A 14,920-nucleotide genomic window follows, 5' to 3' on the forward strand; every position below is an offset into this window, starting at 1 on the left:
ATGGAACACTACCAGCTGCTGAAGTACGCCCACCTGATTCCCGCCGTGCTGATCCTAGCGGGCTTCATCGCCCACGCCTTCATGCTGTGGAAGGCGAACAAGTCCGGGGATGCGGCGATCCTGACCCGCAAGCTGCGGATCACCCGTCTGTACAGCATGCCGGCCATCGGCCTGCTCACCCTGAGCCTGCCGGTCACCGGCTGGTGGCTGGTGCACACCCTGGGCCTGTCGCTGGGCGCCAGCTGGCTGCTGTTCAGCGCCAAGCTGTTCGGCCTGCTGGTGCTGTTCGGCCTGCTGCTGCACAACCGCCTCGGCGCCTGGCAGGCGGCCGTCGCCAACGACGCGGTGCCGGTCATGCTGCTGCGCTTCGTCATCGCCTACGCCGCGCTGGTGCTGATCCTGCTGCTGGCGATCTTCGCCCTGATGGGGGCCAAGCCGGCCTGATGCGCATCCTGCTGGTCGGCGCCGGCGGCTTCATCGGCCGCCACCTGCTCGACACCCTGAGCCTGGCCGGACACTCGGTGGTCGCCACCCGCCGCCAGGCTGCGGCACTCGCGCTGCCCGGTGTGCAGTGGCGCACGCTGGATCTGCTGCAGCTGGCGGACCAGCCCGACAGCTTTGCCTGGCCGGACGGCATCGAACTGGTGATCAACGCCAGCGGCGAACTCTCCACCGACGGCGAGCACATGCGGCGCCTGCAACGCGATGGCGCCGGCGCCCTGTTCGAGCTGGCCAAACGGCATGGCGCCGCCGTGCTGCAGATTTCCGCCTTGGGCGCCGGCGAGCATCCCGATATTCCCTTCCTGGCCAGCAAGGCGGAGGCCGACCAGCATCTGCTGAGCCTCGGCATCCCGGCCGTAGTGCTGCGGCCCTCGCTGGTCGTGGGACCGGGCGGCGCCAGCAGCGCCTGGCTGCAACGGCTGTCACCGCTGCCACTGATACCGCTGCTGGGCAACCGGGCACGGCTGCAGCCGCTGCATGTCGACGACCTCTACGCGGCCATCCTGGCGCTGCTGCGCAACTGGCCGGCACGGCCGAGCGTGCTGCCGCTGGTAGGCCCGCAGGCGCTGACCCAGGGCGAGCTGATCGATGCCTTGCGCCAGGCCCAGGGCTGGCGCCCGGCTCGCTACTTCACCGTACCGGCGCCGCTCGCGCGGCTCGGCGCGGCACTGGGCGAGCGACTGGGCTGGCAGGCGCTGAATCGCCAGACCCTGCGGCTGAGCGAGCACGACAACCTTGCCGACCCCGCACTACTGGAGCAGGCCTGCGGCTATCGCGCCGCGCCACTGGCGAGCCGCCTGCAGCACTGGCCGCAACCGGCGCAGAGCCTGGCGATGGCGCTGCAACCCCTGGTGCTGCTGGTACTCGCGCTGATCTGGCTGGGGACCGCGGTGGTCTGCCTGGGGCCAGGCTTCGACTGGGGCCTGCGGATCATGGCCGAGGCCGGCATCGAGGGTCTTCCGGCGCGCCTGGCCGTGATCGGCGGCGCCCTGCTGGACGGTCTGCTCGGCCTGGCGCTGCTGCCCCGACGCTGGCGCAGCTGCGCCCTGCAGGCACAGATCGCTCTGATGCTGGTCTATAGCCTGGTGATCAGCCTGCTGCTGCCCCACTACTGGTTCGACCCCTATATGGCGGTGGGCAAGAATTTCGCGGTCCTGCTGCTGAGTGTCTGGCTGCTGGGACTTTCCGCCTCGACGACGAGACCACGATGAGTCTGTACCTGCTGCTCAAGACCCTGCACATCCTCTCCTCCACCCTACTGTTCGGCACCGGCCTGGGCTCGGCCTACTACGCCCTGCGCGCCTGGCGCAGCGGCGAGGTGCAGGTGATCGCCACCACCTTCCGCCACCTGGTCACCGCCGACTGGCTGTTTATCGCGACGACGGCGGTCTTTCAGCCGCTATCCGGCCTGGCCCTGGCCAAGATCGCGGGCTGGCCGCTGAGCCAATCCTGGTTGCTGTGGAGTGCCGGGCTGTTCGTGCTGGCGGGGCTGTGCTGGCTGCCGGTGCTGTGGCTGCAGATCCGCGTGCGCGATATGGCCGTCGCGGCGCTGTGCGATGGCGGCGCGCTGCCGGAGCGGGCCAACCGCTATATGCGCATCTGGTTCGTGTTGGGCTGGCCGGCCTTTATCGCCTTTATCGCCATCTTCTGGCTGATGGTGGCCAAGCCGCTGTGAGGCTCAGTCGCGCAGGCTGATCACCGGCCAGCCGCGCTCGACGGCGATGGCGCGCAGGGTGTCGTCCGGGTCGACCGCCACCGGGTGGCTCGCCGCCTGCAGCAGCGGCAGGTCGTTGCGCGAGTCGCTGTAGAAGTAGCTGCCGTCCAGGCTCAGGCCGGTCTCGGCCAGCCACTGCTGCATCCGCGTCACCTTGCCTTCCTGATAGCAGGGCACACCGGCGACCTGGCCGGTGTAGCGGCCGTCCTGCATGCCGCACTCGGTGGCCAGCAGCGTGTCGACGCCCAGGCGCGCGGCGATCGGCGCGGTGATGAAGCGGTTGGTAGCGGTGATGATCACCAGCTTGTCGCCCGCCTCGCGGTGCTGCTGCAGCAGCGCCTCGCCCTTGGCCAGGATGATCGGCTCGATGACCTCGGCCATGAACTCGGCCTGCCAGCGCACCAGCTCGGCGGCCTCGGTGCGGCTGAGAATGGCCTGGGTGAAGCTCTGGTAGGCCACCACGTCCAGCTTGCCGGCGCAGTAGTCGGCATAGAAGGCATCGTTGCGCGCACGGTACTCGACGGCATCGACCCGGCCGGTGTCGCAGAGGAATTCGCCCCAGCTGTGGTCGCTGTCGCCGGCGAGCAGGGTGTTGTCGAGGTCGAAGAGGGCAAGGCGCACGTCGGATTACCTGGTTCGGAGGGTCATGAGGGGGCGTCAGAATAGCCGCTTTCACCGCCACTGCCCATTAGCCGAGCCGCGCGTTTGCTGCGCCCGCGGCCTTTGTGGAACAATGCCGAAACATGCGTTTTCGAGGTGCTGTGCCGTGATTGATTCCGATGGTTTTCGCCCTAATGTCGGCATCATCCTGACCAACGATGTTGGCCAGGTGCTGTGGGCGCGGCGGATCAACCAGGACGCCTGGCAGTTTCCCCAGGGCGGCATCAACCCCAACGAGTCGGCTGAGCAGGCGCTGTACCGCGAGCTGAACGAGGAAGTCGGCCTGGAACAGCAGGATGTGAAGATTCTCGCCTGCACCCGGGGCTGGTTGCGTTATCGTCTGCCCCAGCGCCTGGTGCGCACCCACAGCCAGCCGCTGTGCATCGGGCAGAAACAGAAGTGGTTTCTCCTGCGTCTGACCGGCGATGAGAGCCGGGTGCGCATGGACCTGACCGGCAAGCCGGAGTTCGATGGCTGGCGCTGGGTGAGTTACTGGTACCCGCTGAACCAGGTAGTGACATTCAAGCGCGAGGTCTACCGTCGCGCCCTGAAGGAATTAGCCCCGCGCCTGCTGGCGCGCGACTGACGGAGTTCGATAGCGAGCCATGCTCAACACCCTGCGCAAGATCGTCCAGGAAGTAAACGCCGCCAAGGATCTCAAGGCGGCGCTGACGATCATCGTGCAGCGGGTGAAAGAGGCCATGGGCAGCCAGGTCTGCTCCGTCTACCTGCTCGACTCCGAGACCAAGCGCTTCGTGCTGATGGCCACCGACGGCCTCAACAAGCGCTCCATCGGCAAGGTCAGCATGGCGCCCAACGAAGGCCTGGTCGGCCTGGTGGGCACCCGCGAAGAGCCGCTCAACCTCGAGCACGCCTCCGAACACCCGCGTTACATGTATTTCCCCGAGACCGGCGAGGAGCGCTACGCCTCCTTCCTCGGCGCACCGATCATCCACCACCGGCGGGTGATGGGCGTACTGGTTGTGCAGCAGAAGGAGCGCCGCCAGTTCGACGAGGGCGAGGAAGCCTTCCTGGTCACCATGAGCGCCCAGCTCGCTGGCGTCATCGCCCACGCCGAGGCCACTGGCTCGATCCGTGGCCTGGGCAAGCAGGGCAAGGGCATCCAGGAGGCGCGCTTCGTCGGCGTGCCCGGCGCCCCCGGCGCGGCCGTGGGTACCGCCGTGGTGGTGCTGCCGCCGGCCGACCTGAACGTGGTGCCGGACAAGGCCATCGACGACATCGAGGCCGAGCTGGAAGTGTTCGGCAAGGCCCTGGAGTGGGTGCGCGAGGACATGCAGGAGCTGTCCGAGAAACTCGCCAGCCAACTGCGCAAGGAAGAGCTGGCGCTGTTCGACGTCTACCTGATGATGCTCGACGACAACGCCCTCGGTAACGAGGTGCGCAAGGTCATCAAGACCGGCCAGTGGGCCCAGGGCGCCCTGCGCCAGGTGGTCACCGAGCACGTCTCGCGCTTCGAGCTGATGGACGACGCCTACCTGCGCGAACGCGCCAGCGACGTGCGCGACCTCGGCCGCCGCCTGCTCGCCTACCTGCAGGAAGAGCGCAAGCAGAGCCTGGTCTACCCGGACAACAGCATCTTGGTCAGCGAGGAACTGTCGCCGGCCATGCTCGGCCAGGTGCCGGAAGGCAAGCTGGTCGGCCTGATCTCGGTGCAGGGCTCGGGCAACTCCCACGTGGCCATCCTCGCCCGTGCCATGGGCATCCCCACGGTCATGGGTGTGGTCGACCTGCCCTATTCCAAGGTCGACGGCATCGAGCTGATCGTCGACGGCTACCACGGCGAGGTCTTCACCAACCCCAGCGATCTGCTGCGCAAGCAGTACGCCGAAGTGGTCGAAGAAGAGCGCCAACTGGCCCAGGGCCTCGACGCCCTGCGCGAGCTGCCCTGCGAGACGCTGGACGGCCAGCGCCTGCCGCTGTGGGTCAACACCGGCCTGCTGGCCGACGTGAAGCGCGCCCAGGAACGCGGCGCCGAAGGCGTCGGCCTGTACCGCACCGAAGTGCCGTTCATGAATGGCGAGCGCTTCCCCAGTGAGAAGGAACAGCTGGCCACCTACCGCGAGCAGCTGGCCGCCTTCCACCCGCTGCCGGTGACCATGCGTACCCTGGATATCGGCGGCGACAAGGCGCTCTCCTACTTCCCGATCAAGGAAGAGAACCCCTTCCTCGGCTGGCGCGGCATCCGCATCACCCTCGACCACCCGGAAATCTTCCTGGTCCAGGTACGCGCCATGCTCAAGGCCAGCGAGGGCCTGAACAACCTGCGCATCCTCCTGCCGATGATTTCCGGCATGCAGGAGATGGAAGAGGCGCTGCACCTGATTCACCGCGCCTGGGGCGAGGTGCGCGACGAAGGCGTGGACATCCCCATGCCGCCGGTGGGCGTGATGATCGAGATCCCAGCCGCCGTCTACCAGGTGCGCGACCTGGCGCGCCAGGTCGACTTCCTCTCGGTCGGCTCGAATGACCTGACCCAGTATCTATTGGCGGTGGACCGCAACAATCCGCGGGTCGCCGACCTCTACGACTTCCTCCACCCGGCCGTGCTGCACGCGCTGAAGCTGGTGGTCGACGGCGCCCACGCCGAAGGCAAGCCGGTGAGCATCTGCGGCGAGATGGCCGGTGACCCGGCGGCCGCCGTGCTGCTGCTGGCCATGGGCTTCGACAGCCTGTCGATGAACGCCACCAACCTGCCCAAGGTGAAGTGGCTGCTGCGCCAGATCAGCTCGACCCGCGCCAAGGAACTGCTCGGCCACCTGATGGCCATCGACAACCCGCAGGTGATCCACAGCACCCTGCACCTGGCCCTGCGCAACCTCGGCCTGGGTCGCGTGATCAACCCGGCGGCGACCATCCAGAGCTGATTTTCGGGCGCCTGCGCGGCGCCCTTAACCGCTCGACTATCCCTCCTCCCGCAACAGCTTGGCCCGATAGGCATCCGGCGCGATGCCGTACCAGCGGCGGAACGCCCGGTAGAACGGCGACAACTCGGCGAAGCCGCAGGCGCGTGCCACCTCGCGGATCGCCTGGCCGTCCTGCAGCAGCGCATGGGCACGGGCCTGCTGGATCGCCTCGCGCAACTGGCGCAGGTGGCTGCCCTGGGCGGCCAGGCCGCGCTGCAGGGCGGCGGCGGGCATGCCCAGTTCGGCCGCGCAGGCCTGCAGCGAACAGTCGGCGCGCCCCAGGCGCACGCCGATCAGGTAGCTCAGGCGATTGAGCAGGTCATTTTCCACCAAGGCGGCCAGCTCCACCTCGGCATGCTGCCAAAGCAGGCGGTGCAGTGCGGGGTTGGCATTGCGCGAGGGGCGCTTGAGCAACGCGGCGGGGAACCACAGGGCGTCATGCTCGCGGGCGAAGCTCGGCAGCAGGCCGAACAGCCGGCGGTGCTCGGTCACGCGTTTTGGACGTGCATGACGGAAGTCGAGAGCGTCGAAACGAAACTCGTCGTCGGTGACCAGCCGCAGCAGTTTGATGAACAGCAGGGCCAAGCATTCCATCTGCTGGCGCAGCGGGCCGAAGCCGCGGTAGTTGAGGTCCAGCACCAGGCAGGCGCGCTCGCCCTCGACACGCAACTGGGCGACGAAGCCGCCGGCGAGGATGTGCTGGAACTGCAGGAAGCTGCGTAGCGCCTGCTCCAAGTCGCGACTGGCCAGCAGCAGGTAGCCGACCACATCGAGCAGGCGCGGCTTCATCATCTCGCCCAGGTGCAGGCCGATATCGGCGTCGCCGGTCAATGCATCGGCGGCCAGCCAAAACAGCGGCGCCTCGTCGTGGCTGAGGCGGCCCTCGCTGGGCGGCGGTACCAGCCGCCGATGCTGGTTGGTGCGCCGATAGATCGCTGCCGGATCATGGCCGAGCTCGGCCAGGGCCTCGTACAGCAGACGCCGAAGGGTGGCGGAATGGGTCAGCGGTGCGGCGCCGGCGAGCGGGTTCATGGCGACTCCTTGTTTGACCGGAGAATTCCAGTCGCAAGGTCTACGGTCAATGCCGCTGGCCGAAGCGCTGCGCAGAATGGCCGCACAACAACAAGGAGCGCGTCATGAAACGCAGTCTGACCTTCCTCGCTGTGGCCATTGCCGCGGCCGCCGCCGGCGCCACCTGGTACAGCCAGAGCAAACTTCCCGTGCGCGACGGCACCCTGCCGCTGGCCGGCCTGCAGGCCCCGGTCGTCGTGCGCTACGACGAACGCGGCGTGCCGCATATCCAGGCGCAGAACGAAGCCGACCTGTACCGCGCCCTGGGCTTCGTGCATGCCCAGGACCGCCTGTTCCAGATGGAGATGCTGCGCCGCCTGGCACGTGGCGAACTGGCGGAAGTGCTGGGGCCGAAGCTGGTCGATACCGACCGCCTGTTCCGCACCCTGGGCATTCGCGAGCAGGCCGACAGCTACGCCAAGACCCTCGACCGCGACAGCCCGGCCGTCAAGGCGCTGCAGGCCTATCTGGAGGGCATCAACCAGTTCCAGGACAGCCGCCCGGCGCCGGTGGAGTTCGATCTGCTGGGCATAGACCCGCGCCCGTTCACGCTGGAAGACACGGTGTCCGTGGCCGGCTACATGGCCTATAGCTTCGCCGCCGCCTTCCGCACCGAACCGGTGCTGACCTATGTGCGCGACCAGTTGGGCGGCGACTACCTCAAGGTCTTCGACCTCGCCTGGCACCCCGGCGGCGCCGTCGCCCAGAACCTCAGCGGCGCCGACTGGCAGGCGCTCAATGGTCTCGCCCAGCTCAGCCAGCAGGCGCTGGTCGAGGCCGGCCTGCCGCAGTTCGAAGGCAGCAACGCCTGGGCCGTGGCCGGCAGCCGCACCGCCAGCGGCAAGCCGCTGCTGGCCGGCGACCCGCATATCCGCTTCGCCGTACCGGCGGTCTGGTACGAGGCGCAGCTGAGCTACCCGGGCTTCGAGCTGTACGGCCACCACCAGGCGCTCAACCCCTACGCCTCGCTCGGCCACAACCGGCAGTTCGCCTGGAGCCTGACCATGTTCCAGAACGACGATCTCGACCTGATCGCCGAGAAGGTCAATCCGGACAACGCCAATCAGGTGCAGATCGATGGCCAGTGGGTCGATCTGCAGAGCCGCGAGGAGACCATCCGGGTCAAGGGCGGCGAACCGGTCAAGCTGACTTTGCGCCGCTCCCCCCACGGCCCCATCATCAACGACGCCCTCGGCGCCAACACCGGCAAGACACCGATCGCCATGTGGTGGGCCTTCCTCGAGACCGAGAACCCGATCCTCGAGGCCTTCTACCAGCTCAACCGCGCCGACAGCCTGGACAAGGCCCGCGCCGCCACCGCGAAGATCCACTCGCCGGGCCTCAACGTGATGTACGCCAACGCCGGCGGCGACATCGGCTGGTGGGCCGCGGCCAAGCTGCCGCAGCGCCCGGCCGGGGTGAACCCGAGCTTTATCCTCGACGGCGCCAGCGGCGAGGCGGACAAGCCCGGCTACCTGCCGTTCAGCGCCAACCCGCAGGAAGAGAATCCGGCGCGCGGCTATATCGTCTCCGCCAACTACCAGCCGGCCTCGCCGACCGGGGTGAGCATCCCCGGCTACTACAACCTGGCCGACCGCGGCGAGCGTCTGAACCAGCGCCTGGCCCAGCCGGACGTGAAGTGGGATACCCGGAACAGCCAGGCCCTGCAACTGGACGACGGCACCGGCTATGGCCCGCGCCTGCTGGCGCCGATCCTCGCCGACCTGCGCGCTGCGGCAGCGAGTGACGAGGAGCGCGGCCTGGTCGAGCAGCTCGCCAGTTGGGACGGTAGCCATCCGCTGCAATCGACCGCCGCCACCCTGTTCAACCAGCTGACCTTCGAGCTGGTCAACCAGGCCATGCGCGACGAACTGGGCGACGCCTTCTTCGACAGCCTGCTGCAGACCCGCGTGCTCGACGTGGCCTTGCCGCGCCTGACCGCCGATGCCGGTTCGGCCTGGTGGGACAAGCGTGGTAGCAATGCGGTGGAGAGCCGCGCCGACACGGTCAAGGCCGCCTGGCAGGCCAGCCTCGCCCACCTGCGCCAGAGCTTCGGCACGGACAGCAGCCAGTGGGCCTGGGGCAAGGGCCACACCCTGACTCATGAGCATCCGCTGGGTGCGCAGAAGCCGCTCAACCTGCTGTTCAACGTCGGTCCGTTCGCCGCACCGGGCGGTCACGAGGTGCCGAACAATCTGTCGCACCGGGTCGGCCCGGCGCCCTGGTCGGTGGTCTACGGTCCCTCGACCCGCCGCCTGATCGACATGGCCGATGCCAGCAAGGGCCTGGGCATCAATCCGGTCGGTCAGAGCGGCGTACCGTTCGACGCGCACTACGCCGACCAAGCCGAGGCCTACATCGGCGGTCAGTACGTGCCGATGCACTTCAGCGACGAGGATGTGCAGGCCGATACCCGCGGCACCCTGCAACTGCAGCCGGCCGACTGACAACGCCGGCAATGAAAAAGGCCACCCGAAGGTGACCTTTTTCTTGAGCGGGAAACGATCAGGCAGCCTGAGCCGGTTTCCAGTTGGTGCTGGTGACTTCCTCGGCCATCGACTCCATCGCCTGCTGGATGGCGCGCTTGCGGCGCTCTTCGGCGCGGCGGGCGAAGAACCAGGCGAAGAAGGTGAAGATCGACACGGTCAGCAGGATTAGGCTGGCGATCGCGTTGATCTCCGGCTTCACGCCCAGGCGCACGGCGGAGAACACCTCCATCGGCAGGGTGGTCGAGCCCGGACCGGAGACGAAGCTGGCCAGCACCAGGTCGTCCAGCGACAGGGCGAAGGACATCATGCCGCCGGCCGCCAGGGACGGCGCGATCATCGGGATGGTGATCAGGAAGAACACCTTCCACGGCTTGGCGCCCAGGTCCATGGCCGCCTCCTCGATGGACAGGTCCAGCTCACGCAGGCGTGCCGACACCACCACCGCCACGTAGGCCGAGCAGAAGGTGGTGTGGGCGATCCAGATGGTCATGATGCCGCGCTCGGCAGGCCAGCCGATCAGCTGAGCCATGGCCACGAACAGCAGCAGCAGCGACAGACCGGTAATCACTTCCGGCATCACCAGCGGCGCGGTGACCAGGCCACCGAACAGGGTGCGGCCCTTGAAGCGGGTCACCCGGGTCAGCACGAAGGCGGCCAGGGTACCCAGCGCCACGGCGGCGACCGCGGTGTACAGGGCGATCTCCAGGGAGCGCAGCACCGAACCCATCAGCTGGCTGTTGTCGAGCAGGCCGGCATACCACTTGACCGACCAGCCACCCCAGACGGTGACCAACTTGGAGGCGTTGAACGAGTAGATGACCATGATGACCATGGGCAGGTAGATGAAGGTCAGTCCCAGCCACAGCATGACGGTGGAGAAATTCAGCTTTTTCATGCGCGGCCCTCCATCTCTTTGGCTTGGTTACGGTTGAACCAGATGATCGGGCCCATCAGGATCAGCAGCATGATCACCGCCAGGGCGGACGCCACCGGCCAGTCGCGGTTGTTGAAGAACTCCTGCCACAGCACCTTGCCGATCATCAGGGTCTCCGGGCCGCCGAGCAGTTCCGGAATCACGAACTCGCCCACCACCGGGATGAACACCAGCATGCTGCCGGCGATGATGCCGTTCTTGGACAGCGGCACGGTGATCTTCCAGAAGTTGTTGAAGTTGCTCGAACCCAGGTCCGATGCCGCCTCCAGCAGGCTCATGTCGTGCTTCACCAGGTTGGCGTAGAGCGGCAGGATCATGAACGGCAGGTACGAATAGACGATGCCGATGTACACCGCCAGGTTGGTGTTGAGGATCTGCAGCGGCTCGCTGATTACCCCGATCGACAGCAGGAAGCCGTTGAGCAGGCCGTTGTTGCTGAGGATGCCCATCCAGGCGTAGACGCGGATCAGGATCGCGGTCCAGGTCGGCATCATGATCAGCAGCAGCAGGGTGGTCTGCATCTCCTTGCTGGCACGGGCGATGGCGTACGCCATCGGGTAGCCGATGAGGATGCACAGCAGAGTGCTGACGAAGGCCATCTTCAGCGAGCCGAGATAGGCCGCCAGGTACAGCTCATCCTCGCTGAGGAAGATGTAGTTGCCTAGGTTGAGCACGATCGACAGTTGATTGTCGGCCCAGCTGTAGATCTCGGTGTAGGGCGGAATCGCCACGTCTGCTTCGGCGAAGCTGATCTTCAGCACGATGAAGAACGGCAGCAGGAAGAACAGGAACAGCCAGAAGAAGGGCACACCGATCACGGCATGCCGCCCGCTGGGCAGATAGCGTTTCAGTTTGCCGATTTTCATGATTGCAGTACCACGCCGCTATCGTCTTCCCAGTACACCACCACGGCGTCGTCCCAGGTCGGACGCTTGCCGCGACGCTCGGCGTTGGCGATGAAGCACTGCACGATCTGCCCGGAGGTGAGCTTGACGTGGTACACCGAGTGGCCGCCCAGGTAGGCGATGTCGTGCACGGTGCCGTTGCACCAGTTGTACTCGGGGTGCTCGTGATCGGCCGGCAGGGCGGTGGCCATCAGCAGCTTTTCCGGGCGCAGGGCGTAGCTGACCGCCTTGCTCTCGGCCCGGGTGGAGACGCCGTGGCCGATGTAGATCGGCTTGTCCAGCTGCGGGCAGCTGATGATGGCGTGGTCGGTCTCGTCGGTGGTGATCTGGCCGTCGAACAGGTTGACGCTACCGATGAACTCGCAGACCAGGCGGCTGGCCGGGGTCTCGTAGATGTCCACCGGGCTGCCGGTCTGGGCGATCCAGCCCAGGTGCATGATGGCGATGCGCTGGGCCATGGTCATGGCCTCTTCCTGGTCGTGGGTCACCATCACGCAGGTCACGCCGACGCGCTCGATGATCTCCACCAGCTCCAGCTGCATCTGCGAGCGCAGCTTCTTGTCCAGGGCGCCCATGGGCTCGTCAAGCAGCAGCAGCTTGGGACGCTTGGCCAGCGAGCGGGCCAGGGCCACGCGCTGACGCTGGCCACCGGACAGCTGGTGCGGCTTGCGGCGCGCGTACTGGGTCATGTGCACCAGCTTGAGCATCTCGGCCACGCGCTCGTCGATCTCGGCCTGGGGCAGCTTGTCCTGCTTGAGGCCGAAGGCGATGTTCTGCGCCACGGTCATGTGCGGGAACAGCGCGTAGGACTGGAACATCATGTTGATCGGCCGCTCGTAGGGCGGCATGTCGGTGATGTCGACGCCATCGAGCAGGATGCGCCCTTCGGTGGGACGCTCGAACCCGGCCAGCATGCGCAGCAGGGTCGACTTGCCCGAACCGGAACCACCGAGCAGGGCGAAGATCTCGCCCTTGTTGATGGTCAGCGAGACGTCATCGACGGCGATGGTCTCGTCGAATTTCTTGGTCACGCGATCGATCTTGACCAGCACCTCTTTGGGTTGCTGGTTGCCCTCTAGGGCTTTCTTGTAGGCGCTGGAGGCAACAGCCATTTCCAAAACTCCCGGGAAAATAAGGTCAGAGACCCGAACGATAATCTGCCGCGCTATGCGCAGCGGTCCCGTACGGTCAGGCCCGGCCCGCCGTACGGTGTATTACTGATACTGCTTACTTGCCCGACTTGACCTTGGCCCAGCTGCGGGTGACCAGCCGCTGAATCTTCGGCGGCAGTTCGGTGGAAATGTAAAGTTTGTCCAATACCGCCTGCGATGGATAGACCGAAGGATCGTTGCGCACTTCCTGGTCCATCAGTTCGCCGGCCTTGGGATTGGGATTGGCGTAGCCGACGTAGTCGCTGACCTTGGCGATGACCGCCGGGTCGAGCAGGTAGTTGATGAAGGCATGGGCTTCCTTGACGTTCTTCGCGTCGGCCGGGATGGCCAGCATGTCGAACCACAGGTTGGCGCCTTCCTTGGGGATGCTGTAGGCGATCTCGATGCCCTTGCCGGCCTCTTCGGCACGGGAAGCGGCCTGGAACACGTCGCCGGAGTAGCCGAAGGCCACGCAGATGTCGCCGTTGGCTAGGTCGCCGATGTACTTGGAGCTGTGGAAGTAGGTGACGTACGGGCGCAGCGCCAGCAGCTTCTCTTCGGCCTTCTTGTAGTCGTCCGGATTGGTGCTGCGCGGATCGAGGCCCAGGTAGTTGAGCACCGAGGGGAACATCTCGTCCGGCGAGTCCATGAAGGCCACGCCGCAGGCGCTGAGCTTCTTCAGGTTTTCCGGCTCGAACAGCACGGCCCAGGAGTCGATCTTGTCGATGCCCAGCACCGCCTTGACCTTCTCGACGTTGTAGCCGATGCCGTTGGTGCCCCACAGGTAGGGCACGGAATACTGGTTGCCCGGGTCGTTGGCCTCGAGCTGCTTGAGCAGCGCCGGGTCGAGGTTCTGCCAGTTGGGCAGCAGGGAGCGGTCGAGTTTCTGGAACGCGCCGGCCTTGATCTGCTTGCCGAGGAAATGGTTGGACGGCACCACGATGTCGTAGCCGGAACGGCCCGCCAGCAGTTTGCCTTCCAGGGTTTCGTTGGAGTCGAACACGTCGTAGACCGGCTTGATGCCGCTGGCCTTCTCGAAATCGGCCAGGGTGGTCTCGCCGATGTAGTCGCTCCAGTTGTAGATGTGCAGGGTCGACTCGGCCTGGGCAACGCCACTCAGGCCCAGCGCCACGGCGACGGCGGTCAGGGTTCTGCGGAAGGAAATTCGCACACGTCAGTCCTCTTTCTTGTTGATCTTGCAGGCCGCGATGCGTCCTGGGGGTGGTGGAAAATCTGGCTGTCCTATCCCTGACGCCCATGCCGTTCGCCCAGCCGCCCGCGCACGGAGCTGTGTGGGGCTCGTGTGTGACGGTAGTCGAGGTGGGTCATGGGACCTCCTGGCGGTGGCTCCGGCGGGAGCACCCGCCGGAGGGTGTCGCTGTTTGGCTTACTTGCCGGACTTGATGGTGGTCCAGCTACGAGTCATGGTGCGCTGCACTTTCGCCGGCAGATCCGGGAAGGTGTAGATCTTGGCCATGGTCGCGGCGTCCGGATAAATGCCCGGGTCGTTGCGGATCGCCTCGTCAACCAGCGGGGTGGCCGCCGCGTTGCCGTTGGGGAACTGCACGAAGTTGGTGATCTCGGCCATGACTTCCGGCTTCATCAGGAAGTTCAGGAAGGCATGGGCACCCTCGACGTTCTTCGCGTCGGCCGGTACGGCCAGCATGTCGAAGAAGCTGCCGGCACCTTCTTTCGGGATGCTGTACAGGATGTTCACGCCGTTCTTGGCTTCTTCGGCGCGGGACTTGGACTGGTACAGGTCGCCCGAGTAGCCGATGGCCACGCAGATGTTGCCGTTGGCCAGGTCGCCGATGTACTTCGAGCTGTGGAAGTAGGCGGTGTCCTTACGGATGGAGAGGAACAGTTCCTCGGCCTTCTTCAGCTCATCCGGCTTCTCGCTGGTGGGGCTGAAGCCCAGGTAGTTGAGGGCGGCCGGCAGGATCTCGGTCGGCGAGTCGAGGAAGGACACGCCGCACTCCTTCAGCTTGGCCATGTTCTCCGGCTTGAACACCAGGTCCCAGGAATCGACCGGGGCGTTTTCGCCCAGCACGGCCTTGACCTTGTCGACGTTGTAGCCGATGCCGATGGTGCCCCACATGTAGGGGATGGAGTACTGGTTGCCCGGGTCGCTCGGATCGAGGGCCTTGAGCAGGTTGGTATCGAGGTTCTTCCAGTTCGGCAGCTTGGACTTGTCCAGCTTCTGGAACACGCCGGCCTTGATCTGCTTGGCCAGGAAGGGGTTGGACGGTACGACGATGTCGTAACCGGAGCTGCCCGCAAGCAGTTTGGCTTCCAGCACTTCGTTGCTGTCGAAGACGTCGTAGACGACCTTGATGCCGGTTTCCTTGGTGAACTTCTCCAGGGTTTCCGGGGCGATGTAGTCGGACCAGTTGTAGACGTGCAGTACCTTGTCATCAGCCTGGGCCACGCCGGCTACGGCGCCTGCCAGAGTCATGGCAAGCAGAGTCTTGCCGAAGGTCTTGATCATGCGGGTTAGCTCCATTGTCGTTTGAAGTATCCGAAGGCTGCGTCGCCTGAGCGACGCACCCTCCGGTGAGCCTGGCCAACGCA

At 66.0% G+C, this 14,920-nt stretch carries 13 protein-coding genes; 6 read left to right on the forward strand and 7 right to left on the reverse strand.

The features are described from left to right. Genes OH686_RS11155 through OH686_RS11165 form a run of 3 tightly spaced genes read left to right on the forward strand, consistent with a single transcriptional unit; the run spans position 1 to position 2,176 of the window. Positions 1–444, forward strand: coding sequence for a DUF2269 family protein (locus tag OH686_RS11155; protein ID WP_289538616.1), 444 nt, complete (start codon positions 1–3; stop codon positions 442–444). Beyond that, complete coding sequence (locus OH686_RS11160; RefSeq protein WP_289538618.1) at positions 444–1,712, forward strand: SDR family oxidoreductase; 1,269 nt, start codon at positions 444–446, stop codon at positions 1,710–1,712. Before OH686_RS11155 ends, OH686_RS11160 begins: the two co-directional genes overlap by 1 nt. Further along, a complete protein-coding gene (locus OH686_RS11165) occupies positions 1,709–2,176 on the forward strand; it encodes a DUF2269 family protein (RefSeq protein ID WP_289538620.1) in 468 nt (155 codons plus the stop codon). Before OH686_RS11160 ends, OH686_RS11165 begins: the two co-directional genes overlap by 4 nt. A gap of 3 nt (positions 2,177–2,179) precedes the next feature. On the opposite strand, the gene OH686_RS11170 is transcribed toward OH686_RS11165, so the two are convergent. Beyond that, complete coding sequence (locus OH686_RS11170; protein ID WP_289538621.1) at positions 2,180–2,836, reverse strand: histidinol-phosphatase; 657 nt, start codon at positions 2,834–2,836, stop codon at positions 2,180–2,182. 145 nt (positions 2,837–2,981) lie between these two features. Between OH686_RS11170 and OH686_RS11175 the strand changes: the two genes are divergently transcribed. Together OH686_RS11175 and ptsP are read left to right on the forward strand one after the other, a co-directional pair. Then, complete coding sequence (locus OH686_RS11175) at positions 2,982–3,461, forward strand: RNA pyrophosphohydrolase (RefSeq protein ID WP_137973730.1); 480 nt, start codon at positions 2,982–2,984, stop codon at positions 3,459–3,461. Between the two features lie 19 nt (positions 3,462–3,480). Then, positions 3,481–5,760: a phosphoenolpyruvate--protein phosphotransferase gene (gene ptsP / locus OH686_RS11180; protein ID WP_289538623.1), complete on the forward strand. Its 2,280-nt coding sequence runs from the start codon at positions 3,481–3,483 to the stop codon at positions 5,758–5,760. A gap of 36 nt (positions 5,761–5,796) precedes the next feature. Here ptsP and OH686_RS11185 read toward each other — a convergent pair whose 3' ends face one another. Continuing rightward, a complete protein-coding gene (locus OH686_RS11185) occupies positions 5,797–6,831 on the reverse strand; it encodes an AraC family transcriptional regulator (RefSeq protein ID WP_289538625.1) in 1,035 nt (344 codons plus the stop codon). Positions 6,832–6,935: 104 nt separating this feature from the next. Here OH686_RS11185 and OH686_RS11190 point away from each other — a divergent pair, with 104 nt between their 5' ends. Then, a complete protein-coding gene (locus tag OH686_RS11190) occupies positions 6,936–9,317 on the forward strand; it encodes a penicillin acylase family protein (RefSeq protein ID WP_289538627.1) in 2,382 nt (793 codons plus the stop codon). A gap of 58 nt (positions 9,318–9,375) precedes the next feature. Here the strand turns inward: OH686_RS11190 and OH686_RS11195 are convergent, their stop codons facing one another. The 5 genes from OH686_RS11195 to OH686_RS11215 all read right to left on the reverse strand — a co-directional run bounded on the left by OH686_RS11195 (position 9,376) and on the right by OH686_RS11215 (position 14,837). Beyond that, a complete protein-coding gene (locus tag OH686_RS11195; protein WP_289538629.1) occupies positions 9,376–10,254 on the reverse strand; it encodes an ABC transporter permease subunit in 879 nt (292 codons plus the stop codon). Then, on the reverse strand, positions 10,251–11,132 hold the full coding sequence (locus OH686_RS11200; protein WP_171016363.1) for an ABC transporter permease subunit: 882 nt from the start codon (positions 11,130–11,132) through the stop codon (positions 10,251–10,253). The genes OH686_RS11195 and OH686_RS11200 overlap by 4 nt, the downstream gene beginning before the upstream one ends. A gap of 23 nt (positions 11,133–11,155) precedes the next feature. Then, positions 11,156–12,310 (reverse strand): polyamine ABC transporter ATP-binding protein, encoded by a 1,155-nt coding sequence (gene potA / locus OH686_RS11205; protein WP_137973741.1) that lies wholly within the window; start codon positions 12,308–12,310, stop codon positions 11,156–11,158. Between the two features lie 115 nt (positions 12,311–12,425). Further along, positions 12,426–13,514, reverse strand: coding sequence for a polyamine ABC transporter substrate-binding protein (locus OH686_RS11210; RefSeq protein ID WP_502942808.1), 1,089 nt, complete (start codon positions 13,512–13,514; stop codon positions 12,426–12,428). 222 nt (positions 13,515–13,736) lie between these two features. Further along, positions 13,737–14,837 (reverse strand): polyamine ABC transporter substrate-binding protein, encoded by a 1,101-nt coding sequence (locus OH686_RS11215; RefSeq protein ID WP_137973743.1) that lies wholly within the window; start codon positions 14,835–14,837, stop codon positions 13,737–13,739. Between the last annotated feature and the right edge of the window lie 83 nt (positions 14,838–14,920).

This window comes from Pseudomonas sp. SO81 (genome assembly GCF_030374125.1).
Taxonomy (GTDB): domain Bacteria; phylum Pseudomonadota; class Gammaproteobacteria; order Pseudomonadales; family Pseudomonadaceae; genus Aquipseudomonas.